Source organism: Acinetobacter sp. VT 511, assembly GCF_001077515.1.
In the GTDB taxonomy this organism is placed as follows: domain Bacteria; phylum Pseudomonadota; class Gammaproteobacteria; order Pseudomonadales; family Moraxellaceae; genus Acinetobacter; species Acinetobacter schindleri.
In genome coordinates, this window is record NZ_LFRE01000094.1 from 21,226 (window position 1) to 43,123 (window position 21,898).

General features: G+C 41.0%; 13 protein-coding genes and 1 pseudogene. 6 read left to right on the plus strand and 8 right to left on the minus strand.

The genetic code is table 11. The features are described 5' to 3' along the window. Positions 1-87: 87 nt before the first annotated feature. From ACS72_RS14665 to ACS72_RS14685, 5 genes and pseudogenes are all read right to left on the minus strand, one after another. The gene (locus tag ACS72_RS14665) at positions 88-957 is read right to left on the minus strand and encodes an inovirus-type Gp2 protein (RefSeq protein WP_048882503.1); all 870 of its coding nucleotides are present in this window, start codon (positions 955-957) and stop codon (positions 88-90) included. Between the two features lie 458 nt (positions 958-1,415). Continuing rightward, a complete protein-coding gene (locus ACS72_RS14670) occupies positions 1,416-3,869 on the minus strand; it encodes a hypothetical protein (protein WP_048882504.1) in 2,454 nt (817 codons plus the stop codon). Between the two features lie 246 nt (positions 3,870-4,115). Further along, positions 4,116-4,298: pseudogene (locus ACS72_RS18780) on the minus strand (hypothetical protein); the annotation flags it as partial. A gap of 59 nt (positions 4,299-4,357) precedes the next feature. Next, on the minus strand, positions 4,358-5,527 hold the full coding sequence (locus ACS72_RS14675; protein ID WP_249888287.1) for a hypothetical protein: 1,170 nt from the start codon (positions 5,525-5,527) through the stop codon (positions 4,358-4,360). Positions 5,528-5,827: 300 nt separating this feature from the next. Further along, a complete protein-coding gene (locus ACS72_RS14685; protein ID WP_048882506.1) occupies positions 5,828-7,030 on the minus strand; it encodes an integrase family protein in 1,203 nt (400 codons plus the stop codon). A gap of 592 nt (positions 7,031-7,622) precedes the next feature. On the opposite strand from ACS72_RS14685, the gene ACS72_RS14690 reads away from it, so the two are divergent. Beyond that, positions 7,623-8,087: a PaaI family thioesterase gene (locus ACS72_RS14690; protein WP_048882507.1), complete on the plus strand. Its 465-nt coding sequence runs from the start codon at positions 7,623-7,625 to the stop codon at positions 8,085-8,087. Between the two features lie 38 nt (positions 8,088-8,125). Here the strand turns inward: ACS72_RS14690 and ACS72_RS14695 are convergent, their stop codons facing one another. Beyond that, positions 8,126-10,186, minus strand: coding sequence for an EAL domain-containing protein (locus ACS72_RS14695; protein ID WP_048882508.1), 2,061 nt, complete (start codon positions 10,184-10,186; stop codon positions 8,126-8,128). Between the two features lie 449 nt (positions 10,187-10,635). Then, positions 10,636-12,825, minus strand: a complete 2,190-nt coding sequence (locus tag ACS72_RS14700; RefSeq protein WP_048882509.1) for a carboxy terminal-processing peptidase — start codon at positions 12,823-12,825, stop codon at positions 10,636-10,638. 199 nt (positions 12,826-13,024) lie between these two features. Here ACS72_RS14700 and nagZ point away from each other — a divergent pair, with 199 nt between their 5' ends. Then, entirely contained in the window at positions 13,025-14,050 is a 1,026-nt protein-coding gene (nagZ, locus tag ACS72_RS14705; protein ID WP_048882510.1) for a beta-N-acetylhexosaminidase, read from the plus strand. Between the two features lie 115 nt (positions 14,051-14,165). After that, positions 14,166-15,032 carry a class I SAM-dependent methyltransferase gene (locus tag ACS72_RS14710; RefSeq protein ID WP_004813186.1) on the plus strand — a complete coding sequence of 289 codons (867 nt, stop codon included), beginning with the start codon at positions 14,166-14,168 and terminating at the stop codon, positions 15,030-15,032. 54 nt (positions 15,033-15,086) lie between these two features. Here ACS72_RS14710 and ACS72_RS14715 read toward each other — a convergent pair whose 3' ends face one another. Then, a complete protein-coding gene (locus ACS72_RS14715; RefSeq protein ID WP_048882511.1) occupies positions 15,087-16,424 on the minus strand; it encodes an alpha/beta fold hydrolase in 1,338 nt (445 codons plus the stop codon). A gap of 325 nt (positions 16,425-16,749) precedes the next feature. Between ACS72_RS14715 and ACS72_RS14720 the strand changes: the two genes are divergently transcribed. The 3 genes from ACS72_RS14720 (at position 16,750) to pta (ending at position 21,891) form a co-directional block, all read left to right on the plus strand. Then, entirely contained in the window at positions 16,750-18,012 is a 1,263-nt protein-coding gene (locus ACS72_RS14720; RefSeq protein ID WP_048882512.1) for a glutamate-5-semialdehyde dehydrogenase, read from the plus strand. Positions 18,013-18,472: 460 nt separating this feature from the next. After that, positions 18,473-19,696, plus strand: a complete 1,224-nt coding sequence (locus ACS72_RS14725) for an acetate/propionate family kinase (protein WP_048882513.1) — start codon at positions 18,473-18,475, stop codon at positions 19,694-19,696. A gap of 53 nt (positions 19,697-19,749) precedes the next feature. Further along, on the plus strand, positions 19,750-21,891 hold the full coding sequence (gene pta, locus ACS72_RS14730) for a phosphate acetyltransferase (protein ID WP_048882514.1): 2,142 nt from the start codon (positions 19,750-19,752) through the stop codon (positions 21,889-21,891). The last annotated feature ends 7 nt before the right edge of the window (positions 21,892-21,898 follow it).

The following is a 21,898-nucleotide window of genomic DNA, read 5'->3' on the forward strand; positions in this document are numbered from 1 at the left end:
ATGACAAAGGCTCACCGATGGGTAAGCCTTGCAAAGTTAAAAAACTCGTTTTCATCTAGATAATGTATATCTAAGATTATTTTCAATTCATTGAAATGTACGCATCTTGGCTTTGCATTTCACACGCAGATGTTGCGCATCTTTTTCAGGTCGTACTAAATAGCGCACAGCATTAACCATTTTTTCTACTTCAGTAGAATTATTTCTGTGGATTCGACCAATCCCTAAAATACCCAATTCCGTGTATTCTTGGATCTGCTCAGGATCATGACAGTTAAAAAAGTATCCTAACTTGCCTGTGATTTTCTGCCATGCCTTTCCAACTTGATGAGCAATACCCCATCCCTCCTGCTTTAAATGCCCATTAAAAAATAGTACCAGATGACAGTGATAACCCTTATCTACTCCTTGCTCTAATGCCCAAGCATAATCAATCAGAGCATTGAATGGCTTTTCCCGCTCGCTTATCTGCGCTCTTAGCTCTTTAACATCCTCATAAAAATCAGCAATGTTGATCAAGTGTTGGTACTTTTTAATGTAACCCAAATCAATGCGAACAACCTCTGTCCTCGCATACCGCTCTACAGCGCTCCTAGCTTTCCTTTCTAGCGATCGAATATTCCGTGTCTCATTTTCACGGTGACGTCTTAAAGCTTCTCGATGTTCAGATTGATACCCCTTAAAATATCGCTGATACTCAGCAAATGATTTTCTTTTAAGTTCTTCAATGAGTTCATCTAACCTTAGACCCGCAATGTCATTCTCTTCTAACCAATTACACCATGCATTGATATATCCGAAGTAGTCGTAAGACCGTATGTACACTTGATCTAATTCCGTCAGAAGCTCAGCAAATTCTAAATAGAAATCATGCGGTCTACGATGAGCTCTAATCCATAGCTCAGTGACGACTTCAAGTTGGATAGTTAGTTTAGATTCATTAATTGGCTTACTCATGTTCAATACTCAATCTGGAAATAGCTCCATATGAGAGGGTTAAACTGTATGAATATAATTTTTAGGTTGAATCTAGTCAGGTATACAACTCTATGAATAGTCTAATGATTAGTCTCCATATAGATATATTTAGTTGTATTTAATTAGTTGTATTTAATAATCTTAATCAACCTGCGAAAATTGAACTATAGCTTTTAGATTTCCCTTGTGATACTCACCTAATTGAGCAGTCTTCAATGATCAAATTTGCTGAATCTCTTAATTATTAAGTCACTCCCAACATCTTTTGATAAAAAAAAGTTATGCGGTAAGTATTTAGGAAGACAAACGAAGGAATTTACTTGAATAACCTTTCCCGAATATATCCCCAACCCGTATACGAGTTTTCTCATCATACTATGTAGCTATAACTTTTTGCCTAAACATCAACCTTAATATCATAAACTTATCAAACTACTTTAGACTAGGGATTGTAGAGAATGGGCTATTCTTTCTACTCTATTCTCTTGAATATCAGCTTGCTTATTCATATCCTCTTGAGATGAATTACCATTGATTTCATTTACGCTTTCTTTATTTTCAGATGGGCTCACTTCATTGTGTGGAGTGTTTTTTTCATCCGTTTTTTTGGTCATGTCTTTTCTAATTCTGCCTCTTAAAAATAGCTCTGGTCTTTTATGATTGCTATGTCTTGTATTTTTATATCCACTGAAATATTCATATGCAGTATAGAAATTCACAAGATCATTTATCAGCTGTGGAATAAGCTTGTCTCTTTTATTTACAATAAAATACTGAGATCCGCCTTCTTTAAACCACAAACTAGGAATTACTCTCAAGTCCGGGAATTCTAGGGTATCTTTTTGCTTAGCAGTATACCTCTTAGTGAATTCCTTCCAATAGTTCTCGAATTCAAATTTCACATCTTCTACAACAGCCTCTGCACGAAGATAAAAAATAGCCGTACAGTCAATAGAGTAGTATCTCCCCTCAAGAAGAACAAAGTATCCAATAAAGGCATCTAAATATGCTCCTATACTCCTTGGAGCGCGTTTCGCTTTCTTTAGAAACTGAGTAATAATGATTTTTAAGCTACTAATATCCAATCGACTTTTACTGTTATCAATTTTAAAGCGTAGTAGAACTGTAGTTTCTTTAAAACTATTTTTTAAATAACGCCTTGCTGATATCGCGTTCTTTTGTGCCAACTTCTCCATGTAGCATAGTTTGCTTTGGGAAATTGAAATATTGCGTTGCTTCACTATCTCTAGCTCTTGTGCTATTAGATCCGTCATCTCAGCCAGATTTCTATCACGTAACTGATGTTTTAAAGATGACCTACTTAAATTTCTCTGAAGCAATGAAGTATTATAGATAGTCCAATTAGCTAACCCAGAAAAATTAATATCCCTACTATTCTCTAACAGAGCTAAATACATCCTGACCAGACTCGGCCATTTAGAAGGATTAGGGCTAATCGACAGTCTCGTAGCTAAATTGTCAATAGATCCACCCTCCAAATAAGCTAGGAACAAATTGACTCTTTGCAATATTTTTATTTGCCAGCTCTCTAATTCTTCAGAGTGTTGTAACTTTCCATAAAATTGATGAATGGATTTCGCATATTCAGGAGCATATTTAATTAAACCGGTGTCCTCCCAAACTGAGTTAAAGTCATATGACTTTTTCTCTAGGTCATCCTTTTCTTGTCTTTTTGACTTTTTCTTATCATTTCGATCTTTTAAACGACTATCAGCTTTTCTTGTAATTAGACGTATAGGCGTATCAACTAGTTCACTCTCAGCAGTATGGTTATCAGGACTAATAATCTTTCCCATTCCATAAAACAATCCCACAAACCACTTCAACATAAGAGCTAATTTTTTGCGATTAGGGAGTTTGAATTCTTTTATTTCTTTTACACCTAAGTGATCAAGAATTTGATCAATCGCAATAATTTCTGACCGAATAAAAGGAGTGATCTGACTACTACGAAAATATATCTTTAACTCACGATGTAATGACGCCTTGATTTGATTGGTATCTATTTTATGTGTTGAACTGTCTAGAATAAATCCAAGCATTAATCGGACTTCACCATTCAGCTCTATCTCACCTTTTACAAGGATAGATAACCAAGGTAAATCGGTTCCTGGCTCAAGATCATTTAACTCCTCTACTAATAATTGTATTTTTCTTTCGGCCGGAGCTGTAGCTATTATGTCATCTACTTGCCTAGTATGAATTAGATTTTCAATCTCCTTATCAGAAAAATCCTGTACCTGAAATTTCACTAACACAAGTGCTTGTCTAATTTTCTTAACGTCATGTAGCACATCCAAAATTTCATGGGCAATCTCATCACCTTTATCTTGATCGAAATTAAATTTGTAGTTCTTTTGCTTTTTTAAATACTCCTTATATTGAGTAATCGTTTCAAAGACATCTCCATGAGGAAAGTCTTCAACTTTCCACCTGTCAGATTGAATCTCACTTCTGAAGATACAAGATTTCTCTTTATCTAAAAAATTAATAAAAGCATGAATTTTTTCTGGCAACTTGTAATGTGTAGTCGCTAGTCCCATAAGTGCAACGTCTATTACTAGACCATTATAAAATTCAACTATCTGCTTTTTTTTCGCCTCATTTTTTGAAAGGCAGGCATCTTCCCAGTCTACGTTATCATAACCAATAAATTCTTCAACTAGCTCCAAACGCTCATACAGTTTTTCTAAAGTTTCGATAGTTTCCCGAAATATCCCTTTTTGAATTTTATTTTTTTGAGCACTTACAAGCCGATAGCTATCCGTATAGTAACGTTTCAAAAATCCAAAAATTTCTTTATCACCCAGTTTTTCTAATTGCCCAATTTCGGGGAGTTCACTAAAAACTTGTAATTTTATCTCATTCATGATTTAAATATTCTAGATGTTTTCTGATGAAAGTTGAAATTTAACACTTCAAACCCTTATGTTTCAAGCAACCAATTTTCTACTCAGAAAAATCAAAAACTGTTATACCCCATTCATATACTTTTAAACCCTATATCATAAAATTCAACCCCCTATTTAAAGACTATTAAGACATTATATGTACTCAAGTTTCAGTTATAACGATGAAAAAAAACCACGCTTTTTAGCGTGGTCATTGTGATTTTTTTAGTCATTTAATTCAGCCAATCCTTCACTTCCCCCCTCATACCACTCAATCAATCTTACTCGCTCATCCCAAGATTGCGCTCGGTTATATGCCGAGCAAATCCTATATTGAGGCACATGAGCAAGTTGGCGCTCAATGGCATCTGGATTAAACAGATCCGATTTATTTACAACTGGATTGAATGGCACTCTCAAATAGTGTTTGTTCATTCAACCTTTATAAATAAGAATGCTCTAATGTTTTAAAGCTTAGTCTTAGCTGTTTGTAACTGCTTTTTGAAGAATGCATTAGAATTTGGATTATAGAAAAAATCATGAATGAACACCCTTTCGTTCATTCCATACATTTTTTCTTCAACCAAGCACTCTATAGTTATATTTATAAGCCTGTAAATTTCATAGACACGATCGTAGCAGTCAAATATGGTTTTTTCAGACACAGAGAAACCGAAGTCAGCTAATTTTTTTCTTGCTAGCTTGGTACATGAGATATCCGAATTTACAACATATTGAGGGGACTCTTTAAACAATGGCTTATCGAGATTATTACCTTTATTAAGGATCAAATGCCATGCACTAATTAAGGCAATCCAATTAGCCAAGCTATCTGAGAAAATGGGATTATGTCCTAATCGCTCTTCAATATTTATAAGAAAATTTTTCAGATCATTCTTTGTCTTTAAAGTATGAAATCCGTTATATTCAATTCCCTTTAATGAATTAGCTTTCCCCCTAGCCCTAATAGCAGCTGCTACTTTTTCATAATCTTCTAAAGCATTTAAGTTAATAGTCTGCTCTTCGGATGAGTACTCTTCAATCAAGTTATTTTTAAAAACTTCAAATTCTAAAAATAACATTGCCCTATAGAAAAGCTTATTTAAAAAACTATCATTGATGACTTTATTCTTTTTTTGATATTTAGCTAGTATTAAAAAATTAAAATCTAGAAATTTACTAAGCACCCCTATAGTTATATTATCGTACTCAAAATATAGAACTTGACTAACAATTTTAAAAGCAGCAGCACTAGTAATTGACTGGATTGGAGTTTGGATTAATACCCCATTTAAATCTTGCTTATAATGATCTATTTGAAAACCCACCAACTCTATTTGTTGAATTAGGTAGGCACGATATTTTTCTTGCATTTTTAAATAGATATCATCTTCAATTAATTCACCCTTTCCAAAAGTTAACTCAAAATCTACTCCTATTAATAACAAATGCTTGTAATGTTCTCTTATCAACACACCCTTAGACCTTCGATAAGCCAACGAATCAATAGTTGCTAATAATTGACTATATATACTTAACTTCTCTTCTGAGAAGCTCTGCATGGCTGCCACATCATGAAAATATAAATAATCTAATAGTCTTACTGTGCTGTTTTGAAAATCGTTAAGTTTTGGCATAAATGTGTATTCTTAAAAAAGTTCCCCTTATTTCAGAATTATTACCCATCTCATCTTATTTACAATGATTTCAATTTATTTCATTGGTAATTAAAAATGTCGTACCTGACGTCCAAACAAGTGCGTGAAAGATTCAATATCAAAGCTGCTGCTACATTATGGAGATGGCAACAGCCAACCCAGAAAATGTTTGCAGAACCATTTCCTCAACCGATAAAAGCAGCAAAGGGATCTACAAGTCTTTGGGACCGAGAGCAAATAGAAACATGGGAAGCTAAATTTTTCAGAAATAACGAAAGCCTAACAAGTTAGGCTTTCCAATTTTTCCCACCATTGCTTATAAGCTATACCCATCTCTTTTTGATAATCGTGATAATCATAAGTCCCTTGCTCTCCAGGCATGGTATGGCCAATCATTAACTCTGCAATATCACGTGATGTAAAACGACTAAAATGAGTACGAGCGGTACGTCTCAAATCATGCATAGACCAATGCTTCATCTCCATACCATAATGTCTTCTTGCATATTGCATAACATTATATGGAAGCTTGCCTGGGCCATTTTGCCCATACATCTCTCTAGTCCCACTATTCACAAACATATAAATGGAATTATTCAGCTCCATAGCTTGTTTAATAAAAGGTTCAATTTCAGGTAATATCGGTCTAAGAAGCGGTCGCTTCGTGTACTTACCTGTCTTATGATTTTCAGATGGCACAGTCCAAATTTTGCGTTCAAAATCGAAATCTGTTTTTTTCGCCATCCTCAGTTCACTATACCTATTTGCATAGAAGAGACAGATTTTTATAAACAGCGCATTTTTTAACGCCATTCTAGACTCATCGCAAATTTTCCAAATTAGTGCCACTTCGTCATCTTCAAGAATTCGATCCACTTTATTCTTTTTAATATTCAGATCACGTTTGCCTGTAATATGACGTATCGGGTTATTCTCAATCAGCCTTCGATTTACGCCCCAGTCTAAGCACTGTTTTGTATTTGTTAGCAGTCGATCAGTAATTGATGCAGATTTTTCAAAATGGTCTTCTAGTAACTCTAACCACATATGTAGTGTGATTTGATCTGCTGGCAGATATCCATATTTAGGAAATACATACAACTCAAAAGAGCGCAATTGTTGTTGTGCATTCTTCTTATTCGGCATGCAGTATTTTTCATGCCATTCTAGATAGAGCTCCTTAAAAGTTAGTGCGTTCGTCACCTTATGAACTTCTAACTTTTTATATACTCTTGGATCATGTCCTGCCTCTAGGACACCTTTCATTTTTTGCAAATCTTGCCTAGCTTGCAATAAAGTCAAATTGGGATAAGAACCCAAGTCTAGACGAGCTTGCTTACTCTCATATCTGAAGCGCATTTGAAAAGTGATCTTACCTTTAGGTGACACACGTACACTCAAGCCATCCCTATCAGGTTCAACATGTTGCTCAGCCCTAACCTTACCTAAATTCTTTTTAAGCCATGTGTCCGTAAGTGGCATTTCACACCTGTGTACAAAATTTTAAATCAGAAAAAATAGCATTAAATATGTACACACTCATGTACACAAAACTTCTGAATAAACTTAATGTAACTTGAAATACCATGCAATGGGTACAGGAATAAAATTTAAATAAAATACTGTAAATTAATGAAATATTAATTTTAATTTGAATGCTTTTGAAATGGGTTGGAATAAGATGAATTATAGTGTGTTATTTGGGTGGGAAATAATCGCGAATGTACGTCGCTGAGCGACCTGCGCCGCTAACTCTTGTTTAAAACTCATGGAAAATACCTACTGCAGATCCGCAGTGCAAAAGATCAAGCACGATCAATATGAAAAATTGGCGATATTGTAGCAGAATTTCTAAATGCAGTACTCATTCCTCAATGCCCACCCTCTCCTGTACTTTTTGTTTATAGAATGGACAGGTTTTAGAAGAATACCGTCTTCAGGTTGAAATTTCAGGAGAAATATTGACTTTTATCTCATGGTGAAACCTATTTAAAATAGATTTATATTTTAAGAGATCATTTAGTTTCTAGAAATTTATTGAAGCACCTGATCACATTTAAATAAGGATAAAAAAATGACAAGGATTGCCTTTCAGGATCTGTATGCTGAACCCTACACCCACTGTTACGGCTGTGGACGTGACAATCCACATGGTCATCAACTGAAAAGTTACTGGGACGTTCCTTTTGTACAGACTATTGCACATATTTTCCCCGCCTCTCATTATACCGGCGGTGTACCCGATCATGTGTATGGTGGCTTGATTGCATCTCTTCTGGACTGTCATGGGACCGCCTCTGCGGCAGCATTTAAAAGCCATACAGCTGGCATCGCCTTTGACGGTAGTGAAGCCTTAATTCGATGTGTTACTGGTAGTCTGAATATGCAGTTTATTCGACCGGTACCTGTGAATACTGAATTGATGTTGACGGGTCGATTACTGAAAATTGAAGGTCGAAAAATCCAGATTGCACTTTCTCTGTCTGCCGATCAGATTGAATGTGCAAAGGCTGAAATGCTCGCTATTCAAATTAAGTAGCTTCTGAGTTCAGAGGCTGATTGATAAAATTAAACAGATTAAGAAACGATAGCGGCTTCGGGTAAATCTTTCACACTAACTGGTCTACTGAATAGGAATCCTTGTAACTGCTGGCAACCCAAACGGGTCAGGATGTCTGCCTGTAACTGAGTTTCTACCCCTTCAGCAGTAACCTGCAAACCTAGCTTAATTGCAAGATGGATAATACTTTCCAGAATCATCTCTTCCTTGGAACCTGCGGTCAGGTCTGCAATAAATTCTTTATCGATTTTCAGCTCATTCACTGGCAGGTTCTTCAGATACAAGAAACTGGAATGCCCTGTACCAAAGTCATCAATTGCCAGCTGAATCCCCATATCACGCAAGCGTTCCAGGGTACGCACACTGCTATCAATATGATGCATGGCTGTAGATTCAGTAATCTCAATCATCAAGTGATTCGGATTAATCTGGTAACGTGCTAACAGTTCTTCCAGATTTTTAAACAGGTTCTTGTGTTCAAACTGCACGGCAGACAAATTAACGGCAATCGGGAAGAAATTCGTTCCTTCCGTTTCCCATTGATGAATCTGTTTACAGGCCTGCTCCAGTGCCCAATACCCCATCTGAATAATCAGGCCGGTTTTTTCCGCCCCCCGGATAAACATTACTGGTGATAACAAGCCCAGTGCCGGGTGCCGCCAGCGGATCAAGGCTTCAACCCCACAAATCTGCAAATCCTCGGTACGATATTTAGGCTGGTAATACAGCTCAAACTGGTGTTCTTCAACCGCTTTATACAGGTCATTAATCAGCTTGCTCTGACTTCTGGATTCCTTTTCATCATTACTGAAATTGAACAATGAATAGGTATTACGCCCCTGATTTTTGGAAGTCAGCATGGCTGAATCGGCATTAATCAGAAGATCCTGAACATTTTGGCCATGTTCCGGATACATTGAAATACCAATACTCCCTGAAACATTAATCACCTTGCCGGCAATCATAAAGCTTTCCTGAATCATGCTTAAAATTTTTTCAGCGACTTCAGCGGCCTGTTGCGGTTCTGCATTTTCCAGAATCAACAAGAATTCGTCACCCCCAATTCGCAGCAATCTCGAGTACTCATTGAGTAAACTATAAATCCGGTTAGCCAGCTGGATCAGGAGCTGGTCACCCACATGATGTCCAAAGACATCATTTACTGCTTTGAAACGGTCAAGATCAATATACAGAAAGGCAAACTGTGCATTACGGTAATGATGATCATTGAACAGAAAGTGAGAATACTCTGCCAGATAGAAACGATTGGGTAACTTGGTTAGATTATCCTGCACAGCCAGATTGGCCAGCTCTTTATTGGCCTCAGCCAGCTGACGATTGCGATGCTCAAGACGCTGTTCCAGCATGGCTACACAGAAACCGGCAACAAGAACCAGACAGGCAATGAAAACTACAGTAATCAGTAATTCGCGCTCAAGCGTGGACATTTCGGCCAAGCCTTCACCCACTATGGAATGAAAACTGGTCGCTGCCATCCCGGTATAGTGCATCCCGACAATGGAGAAAGTTAGCATCAATGCCACACCGGCTTTCAGCCAAAAGCTACGGCGAGCAATACTGCGATTCTTAAACAGCATCCAGAAGCCTAAACCAGCCCCGCTAATCGCAATGAGTACCGAACAGATCACCAGTACCGGATCATAGCGGATCACATAACCCTGCACCACCATACTCATCATGCCAGTATAGTGCATGCCGGAAATTCCCAGCCCCATTAATACCGCGCCGAGTACCAGACGAGGAAAAGGCAGGGTTTGTCGTGTTGTCAGCCAGATGGCAAAGGTCGAGGCAATAAAGGCGATGATATAAGAGGTAACAGTCAGTCCGGAATCAAAATAGGTATTGTCTGGCAAATGGCTGGCGGTCATGCCAACAAAGTGCATACACCAGATAGAGAATCCTAAAATCGCACCACTTGTAACCAGAATCAGCTTTTCATATTTGGGAGGAGCTTTATCAAATAACAGCTGTTCAATTGAAATGGCAAGAAAACAAACCACCAAAGCTACAATGAGCGAGCCTATAACCAGATTAATGTCATAATGAACATGAATCATATAAGAGTCCTGTAGAAGCTTGCTTTCCCGAACTGCTTAAGCCCACATTGCATCTTTAACTGCCTAACTCGAGGGCACCCAAGAACATTGCTCAACCCATACACCTTTGGTCATATTTGACCCATAAAAAATTTTTAATTTATCGATACTTGAACCGCAATATTTAAAGCACAACAAAAACTATAATTTTACTGACTTAAATCCAAATCTGACAAAAATAAGAAATATGTGACATATATTAAAAGTGTTTCAAGTTTTAGCAAATGGTTAAATTCATTCATTGACTAGAATTTAGCAGATCTAGATCACAACATTATGAATTTCAACAAAACAGATAGCATTTTTAACACTTATCAACTTTTTCTTGTTTACTATTTTTCAACAAAAAATAGAAAAACAGCCTGCATATGCAGGCTGTTAGTCAAATTAAATTCTTCAATTCTGAATAACTATTTCGCCTTTCCTTGTAAACGGGCATAGTCATATAAAACATTGGCAGCCTCTACAACAAATACTTCCTCTTCAGGGAGCTGCGGACGATCTTTAGCTTTCATCTTGGCACGTGCTTCAATCAATGCATCCATTGAGGCCTGATAGCTTTCCCAGTTTGGATAAGGTTTCTGACCCGTTGCTGCACGACGTGCATTTTCAGATTCCAAGGTCTTACGTTCAAGTTCCAGCAATTCCGCTTTACGCTGATTCAGATCCAATACTAGACGCTTTTTCTCGTCAGTTTTCTTGGCAATCGCTGTACGTTGCTCAAGATACTTGAATTGTGGATCCAGATTGACACGAACCTGTGAGCTCTTGATCAGATCAGGTACATATTTCTGTACTTCACCTTCACGTTTAAAGGGTGCCGTCGGAATGGTATCCCACTGCAAGGCATTTTTAGCCTTACGCTCACCAAACTCTTCATTGTAAATATCGACCAGTTTGATATCGGGGACCACACCCTTGTTCTGGGTACTACCACCAGTGATACGATAGAACTTACGTTGCGTCAGTGTAGCCTGTCCATGTGCCAAGGTATCCAGCTGTACTTGTGCAGTACCTTTACCTGTCGTGGTGCTACCAATGACAATACCACGTTCATAATCCTGAATTGCAGCAGAGTAGATTTCACTTGCCGATGCAGAAGCGAGGTTGACCATGACCGCCAGTGGACCAGCATAGGTCTGTGCACCGCCATCATCATCTTCAAAGACACTGACATTGCCATTGCCATCACGAATCTGTACTACTGGACCAGACTTGATCACTTGCCCCAGCATACGTGCAACTTCTTCTAATGAACCACCTGGATTATTGCGCAAATCAACAATAATCCCTTCCACATTCTTGGCTGAAAGTTCTTTCAGGGCATTGTTGGTATCTTCAGATACAGAACGATAATCTGTACCCGCACGTCGTGCACGATAGTTTAAGTAGAAAGATGGAATTTCTATCACACCATATTGATACTTCTTGCCATCTCGCTGAATCTCGACCACACGGGTGCGTACGCCAGCATCTTCTTCCTGGATCACATCACGGATAATAGTGACATTACGCGCCTGTCCCAGTGTTGCGCCAGCGCCCAGTAATTTCAAAGTAACTTTAGTACCACGTTTACCACGAATCAGACCGACAATTTCATTACTCGGCCAACCAATGACATCGACCATTGGTCCGCCATCCTGAGCGACCCCAATAATACGGTCACCGGATTTCACTTGACCTGATTTACTCGCCGGACCACCTTCCACAATAGTTTCAATCTTGGTGTAGTCTTCATTGCCACGTTCTGGGCGAATTGAAACACCCACACCTTCAAGCTGTAAAGTCGTTTGGCGGTTCAGCTCCATCGCATCCACAGGCGGGAAATAATTGCTATGTGGATCATAAGTCAGCATCATGGCATTCAGCGTTTTATCAAGCACATCATCGCTTTTGATACGACTTAAACGTTCAAGCTGACGGGTATAACGCTTGGTTAAGGTTTGTGCCGGCGTCAAATCCTCTGGACCACTCAGATCCTGACCATTGGCCAGTTCTGGGTTATCTTTTAATGCTTTTTGTTTGGCCTGCTCTTCTTCTTTACTGATGGTCAGATTAATCAGCTGAGAAACCAGCATTTTTGACCAGTAAGCGCGTTGTTCTTCTGGTGTCTTGAAGAATGGTGCTTTCTCACGGTCAGTCTCAATATAAACATTACTTTGATTCAGGTTTTGAGGCTTTTTCAGTTCATCCAGCATAAAGGTATAAAACTGCTTGAGGCGTTCACTATAATGTGCATGAATCTCAAATGGACCAGCCAGATTGCCTGATTTCAAGTTGGCACCAAAATTGGCACCGTAACGTTTCTTATAGTTATCAATTTCAGGTGCCAGAAACAGACTATGCTCCGGATCCAGGCTATCAATATAAAAATCAAAAATGCGCTGTGAGGTTTGAGCATCTAGACGCATATTTAAATAGTGCTGACGATCCACTAAAGTAGCCAGCTGTCTAGATACGAGCGCTTGTTCTTGAGATGGTTGAAGGGCTTTGCTTACGACTTCTGATTTTTCAGCAGCAATCGCGTCGCTCACCACATGGGTAAAAAAGAATCCGCCTGTCGCAACTGCAACTGCGCAAGCTACTGTTTGAAGTTTCATAAAAATTCGTACTTCCTTGGCCTTTTGACCAATTTAACCGTGTCGTTTTCCGATCTGAAATAAACGTATCCGCGATCTTAAACAACTTAATAAGTTTATGTTGTGTAGTTTTATCATATTCTGTGCAGTCAAAGTGTAGCAAAAGATTGCAGAAATCAGGTATTGTTTTCGCTGAAAAATTCTAATATGGACACCGCATATGATTGGCGCATTGATGCTCGACATCGCTGGCACTCACCTTATCCAGGAAGATATTGAACTGCTACAGGCTCCGCAGGTTGGCGGGGTCATTCTGTTTGGCCGTAATATTGAATCACCTGCACAGGTTCGCGCCCTGACAGATCATATGCGTCAGATTCGCCCGGATATTTTGATTGCAGTCGATCAGGAAGGTGGTCGCGTTCAACGCTTAAAACAGGGCTTTACTTTACTCCCGGCCATGGGTCGTTTTGGAGAACTTTACCAAAGCGAACCTGAACGTGCATTACAACTGTCAGAGAAATGTGGCTGGTTAATGGCAATTGAAGTGCTGGCAGTCGGCATTGATTTTAGTTTTGCTCCTGTGCTGGATCTGAATGACATCAGCGATGTTATTGGTGACCGTAGTTTTGCCACAAATATTCAGGACATCATTCCACTGGCAAGCGCTTTCCTGAAAGGTATGAAACGTGCTGGCATGGCATCGACCGGCAAACACTTCCCGGGTCATGGTTCTGTAAAAGCCGATTCTCATGTGGCAGCGGCAGTAGATCCACGCAGCTATGAAGAAATCCAGCAAAAAGACATGCAAACCTTTATTCAGCTACAGTCACAACTGGATGCCTTGATGCCAGCACATGTGATCTATAGTCAGGTCGATCCCAATCCAGCCGGTTTTTCAGAATTCTGGATTCAGAAAATCTTGCGTCAGGAACTTGGTTTTGACGGTGTATTGTTCTCGGATGATTTGAGTATGCAAGCCGCCTGTGTCGCAGGTGGCGCTGATGCCCGTATTCAGGCAGCGCTGAAGGCAGGTTGTGATATGGGTCTGGTCTGTAACGACCGGGCAGCACAATGTCTGGCACTTGAGGGGATTGTAGATTTACCATTACCGAATCAGGAACGTTTAGAGCGTATGCGCGGTCGTATTCCTCAGATTCAGATTAATGACGTTTTAGATCTTGGCAAAGAATGGCGTCAGGTTCGTGATGAAATTACAGGATTTAGAAATCAGGTGGCTTCATAAGCATATTTGGGTAATACGATTTAGGAATACGATAAAAGGAACACCATAAGTGTTCCTTTTTGTTTATGATGTAAAAATACAAAAACTTATACAATAACAATAAGGTCAGGAAGACATGACACAACCACTCTCGCAACATCGACATATCTCTTTTACTGCGCACTATACCGGCTATATCTGGTACCAAATGGGAATTTCTCATCCAGTGTTTGCGACTGGGCGAGGTAAATTTCTCGCTGCATTGGTCCATCCCTTGGAAACCTGGGCTGAAAAGCACGTGGGCGGCAGTATGCGTACTACCTTAAAACAGCGCCACCAGATGATTGATGAACATCTCTGTCAGCTCATTACTCAGCACCCACAGCTACAAGTACTGGAAATTGCTTGCGGACTATCTCCGCGTAGCTGGAATTTCAGACAAAAATTTCCTAAAATCAATTACCGCGAACTTGATCTGCCAGATATGGCCAAGATCAAAACTCAGGCGCTGAAAATTCTGGATCAGGATGCACCAGAAGTCTTGACTGCTGATATTTTTAGTGCAGAGCTGGCCAATATTTTTCAGGTTTTTGATTCTGAACGACCACTAGTAGTCATTAGCGAAGGACTGATTAACTACTTTGACAAGGACATGTTGCACACCTTATTAAAAGGTATTGTCGAGTATGGACAACGCTTTCCGGAAATTCATTACCTCAGCGATATTTACCCTGAACCCGTGAAGAATCGATTAGCCAGCTTTATCTGGACATGCAGCCGCTTACTAAAGTTTATGTCACGTAGTGCTTTTACTTTCCACTTTAAATCACCACAAGAATTACAGCAGTTTTGTCAGCAGACCGGTTTTATAGAGGTAGAAGTAAAACAGCCGCAGCGCTATTTTGCCCAACCTCAGCAGTCCAATCCCACAATTGAACAAGATGAACATTTAGGTGATCTAGTCTGGATGATTCATGCGACCAAAAAAAACAGCGTTGAATAACGCTGTTTTTTTTCAAAGTATCTATTTAACTTTCAAATTCAGGCCGGGAGCATTCTAAACGACTGCATCCAGCACTTGTGCTTCAAGTAAAGCTTTTTGAGTCTGCACAAAACCTAGCAAACGTTCCGCCACTTCAAAACTACCGTGCTTAAACAAGGCACGAATCTGCGTTTCATCATGCTGGAAAATCAGGCATTCAATTTTGAACTCACCTTCTTCATCTTCCAGATGCAAAGCCAAATCCCTTGGATACTGGATGGCCTGCTGCACCTGCGCTTCTTCCATTTCAAATAAGACACCAAAGAAACTTAAATCCACAATAGTGGTAGGCAAACGCAGATCCGAGTGTCGATGGCTCAGGAAACGTTCTGGCTCTTGTACCGGAATACGGTCTTCACCACGACGTTCAAGTTTCAGCATCTGTTCCCGAGTAAAGGGAATAATCCCTTCCAGCTGATCTACGGGTTCATCACGCAGGAAAGTGGCGAACAGATGCATGGTTTCTTTACGGCGCTGCAGCTGCGGTACATGGTCGGCACTGGCAATCTGTACATACTGCATGTCTGGACACTGTAGGGCAAAGCCAGCATTTTCATGCGGCAGGGTAAAACTGTCATATTGGCCGCAAGCAACGAGTACTTTACATTGTGGAATGGGTACATGTTTCAGGCGTAATAGACGGTTGCAGTTAACATCATAACGATCCTGCTCAGTTGCGGTAAACTCTGCCATCTGTCTAAAAAACAGTCGCTTGGCCGTCGGTGACATACGGGTTTCTTTTAAACGGGCATGATTGACCAGATACAAAATGACAGCTTGACCAAACTCGTCCATACGCCCTTCTTTCATCAGGTGCAGGGATTCTTCCAGCAACATCCGCCAGCTCTTGCGGGTCTTTTGCATCACCCCCATCAGGATCATGCGATCCACCAGCTCAGGACGCTGATCTGCCAAACAGGAAGCCACGACAGATCCTAATGACATGCCCAATACTGCAACCTTAGGCAAGCACATTTGCTCTAGCCAGCGCCCTAGCATGCCTGCGAGATCTTCCAGTTCCAGAGAGCCTGCAGAGACGCCAGTATCCACATTGGTGATCTGCTGGTTAGCGCCCATTGAAGGCAAGTCAATCAGGATGATTGGACCTGCAGCGAACAGCTGCTCTACACAGTATTTATAGGAATTAAAGTTCTGAAATGCCCCACCAATAATAACCATCGGTGTCATATGCAGGGTTTCAGGGCGGGCAATTGCCATATATTCAATTTTCCAGCCATCCATCCAGGTCGTACGTGGTGGCTGTTTAAAACTGTTTTTATCGTATAGATCAAAAAACGCATAGTGGCTGTGTTGCTCAATGCGGTGCTGGTCCATCTGGATAATGGAATTCATCTTCCTTTCCTCCATCCTTGCCTTATTTTTATTGTGCAAGCAATTATTGAGAGATTTCATGCTTCAAGATCAAATGTGAAAGATCTGAATACGCGTCCTACTCTTTATTTATTATTGAATTCGACATCAATGTCGCTGTCATTCATTCTATACAGAGGTTCTTTTTACAAGCAACTAATCTTGCAACCGCTTGTCTGCTTTTAAAGATAAAACGATTTCAAAATGTTTAACGATTGTAAAAGCACATGAAATTTAGCCAGCAGACTTCATTGTATCGGCTCAGGCTGTTAATATCAGAAGGATATTTCTAAGTGATCGAACCGCTATGCAAGAGTCTATTGAACAATATATGCAAACGGTAGGACAGCAGGCTCGTCAGGCTTCACGCGTCTTGGCGCGTGCGTCCACCCAAACAAAAAATGATGCATTGTCAGCAATTTATACTGCTTTAAAAAACAGTGAAGCTGCGATTTTGGCTGCCAATCAGATTGATATGACCAAAGCGCATAGCAATAATCTGGACAGTGCTCTCCTCGATCGCTTAGAACTGACTCCCGCACGCTTCAAAGGCATGCTACAGGGCTTAAATGATGTGATTAGCCTGGTCGATCCGATTGGTGAAATTACCGATATGGCCTATCGTCCATCTGGTATTCAGCTGGGCAAAATGCGCGTACCTCTGGGCGTAGTCGGCATGATCTATGAATCACGTCCAAACGTGACCTTGGAAGCAGCATCTTTAGCACTGAAATCTGGTAATGCCATTATTTTACGTGGCGGTTCGGAAGCACTTGAATCTAACCAGGCCATTGCCAAAGCGATTCAACACGGCTTGCAGGTTTCAGGCCTACCAGAAGCAGCCGTGCAAGTGATCAATACCACAGACCGTGCAGCAGTGGGTCAGCTGATTACCATGTCTGAATATGTCGATGTGATTGTGCCTCGTGGTGGTAAGGGCCTGATTGAACGCATTACCAATGATGCGCGTATACCAGTAATCAAGCATCTTGACGGTAATTGTCATGTGTATGTAGAAGCCCAGGCAGACTTGCTCAAAGCCTTGCCTATTGCCCTGAATGCTAAAACTCATCGCTACGGCGTATGTAATGCCATGGAAACTTTGCTGGTCGATGAAAAAGTTGCGGAAGAGTTCCTGCCACGTATTGCTGAACTGTATGAAGAAAAACAGGTAGAACTGCGTGGTTGTCCTGCAACTCGCCGTATTCTGGAAAATGCAGTACCTGCTTCAGAAGAAGACTGGTATACCGAATATCTTGGTCCGATCCTGGCAGTTAAGGTGGTTTCTGGGGTTGAAGAAGCGATTGAACATATCAATAAATATGGTTCACATCATACCGATTCAATCATCACTGAAAACTACAGTATTGCGCGTGAATTTTTAGCTGGTGTGGATTCAAGCTCGGTAATGATTAACGCCTCTACCCGCTTTGCTGATGGCTTTGAATATGGTCTCGGTGCAGAAATCGGTATTTCAACCGACAAGATTCATGCCCGTGGTCCGGTTGGCCTTGAAGGTCTGACTTCACAGAAATGGATCGTATTTGGTGACGGCCAGATTCGTCAATAACAACGCAGTAAAAAATCATTTTCAGCTCTGTTCGCAGGGCTGATTTTTTATAGAAGTGAATGAAGAAAATAAAAAACAGCTCAGTGAACCTTTAGGTCACCTTTTATGAAGATTATCTTTGGAAATTTGTAGCTTGTTTAAATTTACAGCAATTCAATGTATAAACTATAAAAATTGAATCTGTTTAGCATGCTTTATAAGGTTTATTGGCTCAACGCTATTTTGAATGAGGTGTGCTTTTACTACTATTTCATTGATAAATGAAAACGATGAACTGATAAATTTTAATTATAACTGGCAAAATGATCGATAGTGCTTAAGTCTAATCACCTAAAGTCTATCTAGGACAGAAAAATATCGCATGTTACAACTGCATCACTGATCTAAATTGCATCGCCTAGGCGCACAAAATAGATCAATCAAATGGATGAGAATTTTAATTAGAATCGGGTAAACAATCGTGTCTAAATCAGTATTAGTTATTAATTGTGGCTCTTCTTCAATCAAGTTTGCCTTATTACTTGAAGAACAGAATTTCCGTATTCACGGCTTAGCTGAGAACTTAGGCACAGAAAATGCCCGTATTAAAGGTGTGACTGTCGGTAATGAACCGGTAGACATCCATATCCCATTTGCAGATCATAAAAAAGCACTGGAAGTTGGTCTGGAGCGTCTAGCCAATTATAAACCAGATGCGATTGGTCACCGTGTGGTACACGGCGGCAGCTTAACTAAAGCCGAACTGATCAATGATGAAATTATTGAAAAAATTCGTGAAGCTACCCCGCTTGCACCGCTACATAATCCAGCACACCTGATTGGAATTGAAGCAACGCAACGCCTGTTCCCGGATCTGCCACAGGTTGCAGTATTCGATACCGCATTCCATCAAACCATGCCAGCACATGCTTACCGTTATGCTGTGCCTAAATTCCTTTACGCTGACTTTGGCGTTCGTCGCTACGGTTTCCATGGTACCAGCCATGCTTATGTATCTGAGCGCGGTTCTGAACTGGCTGGCAGCTTTAAACAAGGTGGCTGGTTAACAGCACATCTGGGTAATGGAAGTTCAACCTGTGCCGTATGGAATGGGCAAAGTGTAGATACTTCTATGGGCCTGACTCCACTGGAAGGTCTGGTAATGGGTACCCGTAGTGGTGATGTTGACCCAAGTCTGCATAGCTTCCTGGCAGCGAATCTGGGCTGGGACGTCTATAAAATTGACAAAATGCTAAACAAAGAAAGTGGCTTGCTCGGTTTATCAGACAATCTGTCTAATGACATGCGTACGCTGATCGAAGCTTCTGAAAATGGCAATGAAGATGCAACGCTTGCAATTGAAGTATTCTGCTACCGTCTAGCAAAATCACTGGCTGCTTTAAGCTGTGGTCTACCGCGTCTTGATGGTCTGTTCTTCACAGGTGGTATCGGTGAAAACTCAGCTTATATCCGTGAAAAAACTATGGCTTACCTGCCACATTTTGGCTTCAATCTCGATAAAGATGCTAATAATGTATTAAAGCGTGGTACTGAAGGTCGCATCGATAATGGTACAGGCCCACAAATCTGGGTCGTACCAACCGATGAAGAAGGCCGTATCGCCAAAGAAACCCACAGCGTGGTTGAGCAGGAAGTGGAGAACACCACTGCAAAAAAGTCTGAACCTGAGGCTACGCTTGCTTAAGCAAGTGTAGGATTCCTATACCTTCTATTTGATTTTAGATATTTGAATACGCTATGAAGACCATTCTATTAGTTCCGACTGGGGAAGGCGTTGGTTTAACGTCTGCATGCTTAGGCCTGATTTACGCACTGGAATGCCAAGGTGTAAAGGCTGGTTTTGTTAAACCATTTTCTCAGGAAATTACGGATACGGCAGACCGTACCACTGCCCTGTATCGTCATATCTCCAATGCAAAGACCGTGGAACCCATCAGCTATAACACAATGATGCAACGTCTCAGTCATGGCGAGCAGGATGAACTTCTAGAGGATGCCGTGCGTCTGCATCGTGAAATTGCCCGCAATCACGACCTGATTATTGTAGAAGGTGTAGTGCCAAATGGTCGTGACAGCTTTGTCGATGAACTGAATGCTTCTCTGGCTCAGGCGCTCGATGCCAAAGTCGTTATTGTCAGCAATGCCGATATCCGTCATCCAGTGCAAACAGCAGAAAAAGTTGAAAATCAGATTCGCAATTTTGGTGGTGCAAGCTCAACACGCCTGTCTAGTATCCTGTTCATGCGTACCAAAGGCTTACCTGAAGAATCTGCCCAGATTCCAGTGACCATTGATCCAGAACTGCGTCTGACTGCTGAAACTGAACAGTTTGTACAAGCTATTCAGAAAACCCATCCATATATCGGCTCTGACAAACTACCAGTGATTGGCTTGGTTCCGTTTAGTAAAACTCTGAGCGTGCCACGTATGTCCGATCTGGCTGCACATATTTCTGCGCTATGGATCCATCAAGGTGAAGCGACTCAACGTCGTGTTCAGCATAGCAGCCTGATTGCATCCAGCATTGAACATGAACTGCATAAATTTGTCGCGGGTGAACTGATCATTACTGCCTCTGACCGGGTCGATGTGCTGCTGGCAAGTAGCTTGGCGAGCTGTAATGGTATTCCACTGGCGGGGTTAGTCCTGACTGAGCAACATCAGCCAAATGAACAGGTGCTAGGCTTCTGCCAGTCTGCAATTAAACATGGCCTGCCAATTTTACATACTCCATTAAGCACATTCGAAACTGCGCAGAAGCTGGCCAATCTTAGCAATGAAATTCCAGTTGATGATACAGAACGTGCTGATCAGGTCACCCGTTTTGTATCTAGCCATATCAACCCAGACTGGCTGATTCAGATGCTAAATGGCACCTACAAGCCACGCCTGTCTCCTTCTGCTTTCCGTCATGAATTGGTACAGAAATCGATTGCAGCAAAAAAACGTATTGTGCTACCTGAAGGTGATGAGCCACGAACCATTCAAGCCGCGGCTATCTGTCAGTCACGTGGTATTGCGCATTGTATTCTGCTGGCTAAGCCTGAAGCCGTACTGGAAGTTGCCAAAGCACGTGGCATTGAATTGCCAGAAGGTTTAGAAATTGTCGATCCTGACCTGATTCGAGACGACTATGTCGAAAAAATGGTAACGCTGCGTAAAGGCAAGCTGAATGAACTGCAAGCCAAAGAACAACTGCAGGATACTGTTGTTTTAGGCACGATGATGCTAGCCCTTGATCAGGTGGATGGCCTGGTATCTGGTGCAGTTCACACTACTGCGAATACTGTGCGTCCAGCCTTCCAGCTGATTAAGACTGCGCCAGATTATTCACTGGTTTCTTCAGTGTTCTTTATGCTGTTACCAGATGAAGTATATGTATATGGTGACTGCGCGATTAATCCGGATCCGGATGCTGCGCAACTGGCAGAAATTGCCATCCAGTCTGCTGACTCGGCAAAAGCTTTTGGTATTGACCCACGTATTGCCATGATTTCTTACTCTACTGGAACTTCTGGTGCCGGTGCTGATGTAGAGAAAGTGGCAGAAGCTACCCGTATTGCCAAGGAACGTCGCCCTGATCTGTTGATTGATGGTCCATTGCAATATGATGCTGCATCGGTTGAAAGTGTAGGTCGTCAAAAAGCACCAGACTCCCAAGTAGCTGGTCGTGCCAATGTCTTCATCTTCCCGGATTTGAATACGGGTAACACTACTTATAAAGCGGTGCAACGTGCAGCAAATGTGGTGAGTGTTGGTCCAATGCTGCAAGGCCTGAATAAGCCAGTAAATGACTTGTCACGTGGTGCCTTGGTGGATGATATCGTATTTACTATTGCACTCACTGCGATTCAGGCGGATCAGCAGGCAGCCCACTAAGCGTCAT